This is a genomic window from Gluconobacter sp., from assembly GCF_047722525.1.
In the GTDB taxonomy this organism is placed as follows: domain Bacteria; phylum Pseudomonadota; class Alphaproteobacteria; order Acetobacterales; family Acetobacteraceae; genus Gluconobacter.
Map to the genome: position 1 here is coordinate 1 of NZ_JBDNYY010000052.1, position 5136 is coordinate 5136.

General features: G+C 51.7%; 3 protein-coding genes and 3 pseudogenes. 3 read left to right on the top strand and 3 right to left on the bottom strand.

Translation table 11 applies throughout. The features are described 5' to 3' along the window. Together ABF859_RS15285 and ABF859_RS15290 are read left to right on the top strand one after the other, a co-directional pair. A partial coding sequence (locus tag ABF859_RS15285) for a DJ-1/PfpI family protein (RefSeq protein ID WP_415528488.1) occupies positions 1 to 198 on the top strand: 198 nt, incomplete at its 5' end. A gap of 26 nt (positions 199 to 224) precedes the next feature. Further along, a complete protein-coding gene (locus ABF859_RS15290; protein WP_415528489.1) occupies positions 225 to 548 on the top strand; it encodes a ribbon-helix-helix domain-containing protein in 324 nt (107 codons plus the stop codon). An 85-nt stretch (positions 549 to 633) separates the two neighbouring features. On the opposite strand, the pseudogene ABF859_RS15295 reads toward ABF859_RS15290, so the two are convergent. Next, a pseudogene (locus ABF859_RS15295) lies at positions 634 to 879 on the bottom strand (transposase); the annotation flags it as partial. Between the two features lie 79 nt (positions 880 to 958). On the opposite strand from ABF859_RS15295, the pseudogene ABF859_RS15300 reads away from it, so the two are divergent. Then, positions 959 to 2035, top strand: a pseudogene (locus ABF859_RS15300) (IS5 family transposase). Positions 2036 to 2631: 596 nt separating this feature from the next. Here the strand turns inward: ABF859_RS15300 and ABF859_RS15305 are convergent. Further along, positions 2632 to 3687, bottom strand: coding sequence for a hypothetical protein (locus tag ABF859_RS15305; RefSeq protein WP_415528490.1), 1056 nt, complete (start codon positions 3685 to 3687; stop codon positions 2632 to 2634). 331 nt (positions 3688 to 4018) lie between these two features. Next, positions 4019 to 5136: pseudogene (locus ABF859_RS15310) on the bottom strand (lactate dehydrogenase); the annotation flags it as partial.

The window sequence follows — 5136 nt, forward strand, 5'->3', positions numbered from 1 at the left end:
AATGTCATTTCCGGTCGCAAGGTTTCTGCCTATCCCGCCTGTCGTGCTGAAATGATCCTGGCAGGCGCAGACTATCAGGCGATTGCGATTGATGGGGCTGTGACGGACGGTAAGCTGGTGACAGCACCAGCATGGCCAGCACACCCGGCTTGGATCGGCCAGCTCCTTAAGGTTCTGGGCACGAAGATCGAAGCCTGATTGTTATCCGCAGGGAAAGACCCGCCATGTGTGAACTCTACGTCCGCGCCGACCCGATCTTTTACGAAAGCCGGACACGGTCCCTGCGGATCCATAGTGTCGTCACCACGATCCGGCTGGAGAACATGTTCTGGGATGTCTTGACGGAAATTGCCGCAGCCGATGGCATGACCGTCAACCAACTCATCACGAAGCTTTCGGATGAAATTCTGGAGCTTCGGGGTGAGCTACCCAATATGGCGTCTTTCCTGCGGGTCAGTTGCCTGCGCTATCTGGATCGGGAGCGGCGACCTCAATCTGCTTCGGGGTCTGTGGCTGTTCAGCCCGTTCCGTTGCGAAAGGTTGGTTAAACCTTACTGTTTGAATCAAAAAGTGACCTAATTGATTTTCCGCAGAACTCTGCGAATATGAGCGATCATAAGCTAGGCTCAGGACTCATAGCCAGAACATGATGGTTGCGGCGAGGCAGATGGCTGAGAAGAAGACATTCGGGCATCTGTCATAGCGGGTTGCGACCCGCCGCCAGTCCTTGAGCCTTCCGAACATGATCTCGATGCGGTTGCGTCTTTTGTATTTTCGCTTGTCGTATTTGACTGGTTTTCCGCGAGATTTCCGTCCTGGAATGCAGGGCTTTATCCCTTTTTCTTCCAGGGCGTCCCTGAACCAGTCGGCGTCATAACCTGGAGGGTTCGAAAAACCCTCTGGTTTTAGGCCTCTATGTGTGATTCCATCACTCCTACATTGATTAGGAGCATGGATCATGAAGCAGCCTGGTTTCTTTGATGTTGAAGAGCGGCTTGCCGGTTGAGCGGGCTTGGCGATCAGCTCGAAGCGTTTTCCCGAACTGTGAATTTTGAAGTGTTTCGCCCTGATCTTGAGAGGGCTCTGGCCTATTCAGACGGCATAAAAGGCAGCCGTCCTCCGTTTGATCCCGTGTTGATGTTCAAAATTCTGGTGATCCAGACGCTGAGCAATTTGTCTGATGAGCGGACAGAGTATCTGGTCAACGATCGCCTATCCTTATGCGTTTCCTTGGTCTGGGGTGTCGGATCCTGTGCCTGACGCCAAAACGGTCTAGCTGTTCCGGGAACGCCTGACCCAGGCGGGCACGATTGAAAGACTGTTTGAGCGCTCTGACGCAACCCTGCACAATCCCGGGTATTCGCCCACGTCGGGCCAAATCCTGGACACAACGCTGGTGGCTGCTCTAAAGCAGCGCGAGACGAGTGCCGAGAAGGCAAATCTCCGGGCAGGGCGTATTCCTGAAGACTGACAGGACAAGCCGTTCAAACTGCCCCACAAGGATCGCCGTGCTCGTTGGACGCTGAAGTTCACGGAAACAAAGCGGCAGGATGACGGGAGTATGCCCGCAACGGATCTTGCCATTCCGTTCTTTGGCTACAAATCCCATGTCTCTATCGACCGGAAGTTCAGGATGATCCGCAAATGGAAGACCACAGATGCTGCCGCCAGCGATGGGGCACGACTGAGAGAAGGCCTGCTCGATAAAACCAATGCGGCCTCAATCGTTCGGACAGATACAGCCTATTGCTCAAAAGCAAATGAGGACTTCATGAAAAAAGAGGGTTTCGTCTCGAAGCTTCACAGGAAGAAGCCGAACCTCAAACCCATGCCCCGACATATCCAGCAATCCAATGCAGGCAAGTCCGTGATCCGATCACGCATTGAGCATGTCCTTGCAGATCAGAAATCACAGACCGGACGATTCATCCGAACTGTCGGCAACACACGGGCCACCATGAGGGTTGGGCTGGCCAATATCGTCTACAACATGCGCCGCTTCTTCTTCTGGGAGCGGATCAGCGCGAATGCATAGCTATCCAGCGGGTGGCAGCTCTCGATCTGCTCAAAACGCAGATCGAGAGCGACCCAGAGAACCGTCAATCAACACGCCAAAAGCTCAAAATTAAAACCAAGGCACATCAATTAACGGTTCTTCGATCCCTCCGCTCTCTAACTGAGCACAATAAAAATAGACTCATTTATGCGGGCAGACTAAATACAATTCTTGAGGGTCTGGATGTATAAGCAAGTTTGAAAGTAATATATCTGGCAAGTCCGTTACTATAACCAACTTCGGGGCGGGACTATTTTTGCGAGGCAGAAATGTGGAAATTTCATAGTTGTCGTCAAGGAATATTAATTCTGAGTATATTTTTTTATTATCATTCCTATATGCGAATATCCTTTGACTTGACCCCTGATCGAGTAACAGTGGTATGCTAATATTTTTTCTTTTCTTTAACTCCATATAGAAATAGTACCCTGATTTACTATCGGCGTTAGAAGAAGCTTGCAGACTTATATCAGGAACATTATGCGAAACATAACTAGCATCTTGCCAAAGACAACCCTCTGCGTAACATTTATTAAATATTGCTCCGAGCAAAAGAAAGTATATTAAAATATATCTCATTGGCTAAATCCTTCCGTACCAACATCTATCGCCCATTCATTTATCTTCTTCATTGCAGCTGATATGTCTCTCTGGCTAAAATTCGTGACATTATTTCCCCAACGATGGTCACACTGAGTCATCTCCTGTAACGTCATATCGGAACCATCTGAGTTTTGAGGTGTCTGGCCTTTTACTTCAAGTTCCCCATAGTGTATGGCGTAATGATTGATGTCTTCGAGCATTGCAGTCATTTGGTCCTGATTGCTATTTATATCAAGATCACCATGGTTTTCGGCCCAAGTCCCAACAGTATATTGAAAAATGCCAGTTGCAGTAGAGCCGCTATTGTGGAGTAGAGTCCCTAAACTAGACTCAACAACTGCCTCATTTATCATAATAAGAGCTTCGTACCTAGTTGCTCCATTCTGTTGAGCGAATTCTAGTATCGAATTCGCTGTTGCTATTTGTGTCTCAGTCAGTGGGATCGATTTAGAATAATCCCACTTGGTACCATTTGGACCATTCACAATATTTTTGTTTGAGGATAGACCGTCGCCTCCACCTCCACCGCTTCCACCGCCGCCCCCGGCACCTGAATCATTAGGCGCTCCCCCTCCTCCATTGTCAGTGATAGTTTGGGAGGAGCCTGGAGGGGATCGATGACCTATTACATGGTATGTTTCGTCATTTGATGTCTCGGCTTCTGCTCTATAGGCAATTTGCTCACTAAGGCTTTTTGGAACGCTGGATTGATCTGTATTATTTGACCCAGTGATTAGTTTATTAATTATCCCGTTCAGATCAGCCGAGTTTTTCCAGTAATCCACATTTCCGCTCGAAATTCCTTCTGTTTTATGCGTCGGAACGGTCGCGCCGTACTTTAGATCATTTTGGTTATTACTTGTGGATCCATGCATGATTATGGACTGGTTCTGATTCGAATTAGAAATATTAAGCGGGAATAGATGCTCTGACATGAAGATACGCCTTTGCAAAAAATTTATGTAACGATAATGCATCGTTCGGAACATTTCGCAACGATATTTTTCTTTTTGAAATTCGGTGTTCACGACAGCGTTAGGCTGCGTTGGTAAAATCTCCGTTTGACTTGCCTGAGATTTAATTCACTTTTTGTCTGCTGATTACGGAGCAGAGCAAAGAGATATGGCACGAGATGATCTGACGGACTGTGAATGAGCGATGAGTGCCTGCTTCAGCCACCTGCGCAAGGACATTGGGCATACCCTTACGGAGACAACCACCTATTTCTCAATGGTATGCTGCATGTCCTACGGACAGGTTGCCCACGGGAAACGTGCATAAGCGCTACGACAGGTGGAACTCCGTGTATGGCCAGTTCAGCCCAAAACGAACACAGGCATAGGGCTTCTCTTCTCCTTTTTACGCGGCCTCAGATTCTCTTTCTATAGTCACGGCATCATAAGCAGCCTTTGCTTTAGCCTTTTCCGCGTCCTCGCGGCGTTGGGTATCCGCTGCCAGATCCGCCTCAAGGGCGGCCATGGCATCGCGTTTTTCCTGCAACAAAGCCGCCTCCGGGAACGCCAGACCCACGCGGGCGCGGTAGCTGGGCAGCTTGCGCTCGGCCTCTTCCACCTGACGGCGTGCGTCTGCCAGTTCAGCCTCGAACCGCAACAGGGCGTTTTCGATGCGGCTGATCAGTCCCACCGGGCTCGTCTCACGGTCGAAATCCATGCCGAGGATCCGCCCGTCCAGCACGACGCCAAGCGTGGCATCCCATGTTTCCGTGTCATCGAAGCGGCTGCGCCAGGTCTCGCACAGGATCTCGAAACCGCCGATCGTGCCGAGAGTCCACTTGCCTTTCTCCCCGGACTGCGCGGCGAGACGGGCCTGCGAGAGAAGCCACTGGCCGGCTTTGTCACGCTCGGTCATTTCCCGGTCCTTGCGCACCAGCCGGAACGCTTCGCCGCGTGTAGGTTCACGCCGTGCGATGTCGTTCTGAAGACGCGGGATCACGGACTGTGCCGTCTCGCGGTCCCGTTCGGCACGGTCGATGGCACGACGGACGTTATACTGATCGTCATGATGCGCGGCCTGCAACCGCTCCAGGCGGGCCAGTTCGGCTTCCAGACCGGCCTTCTGCATCAGGCGCTCGTCACCCGACGCCAGCGCCTTGGCCATGGCGAACTGATTGGCTTCCGCCCCCACGTCTTCCAGACGACGGATTGTGCGATCTCCGGACATGGCGAGGCAGATGAACTTCTGCTTGCGCTCCAGCATCTGCCAGTTGGTGGCGTCAACCGAGCCTTTCAGGGCGTAGGCGTAGAGCTGGATCAACGGGTTCTGGTTGCCCTGCCGCTCGATGCGGCCTTCACGCTGGATGATGTCCGAGACCAGCCAGGGCACATCGAGGTGATGCAGCGCAATCAGCCGCTGCTGCGCATTCACCCCAGTCCCCATGGTCGCGGAAGACCCGATCAGGATCCGCTTGCGCCCGGAGTTCATGTCGCGGAAGAGCGCCTGCTTGGCCGTGCTCTTCT

Excerpts from the sequence above, each read along its gene's own strand:
- ABF859_RS15290 (WP_415528489.1), top strand. The coding sequence starts at position 225 with ATGTGTGAACTCTACGTCCGCGCCGACCCGATCTTTTACGAAAGCCGG.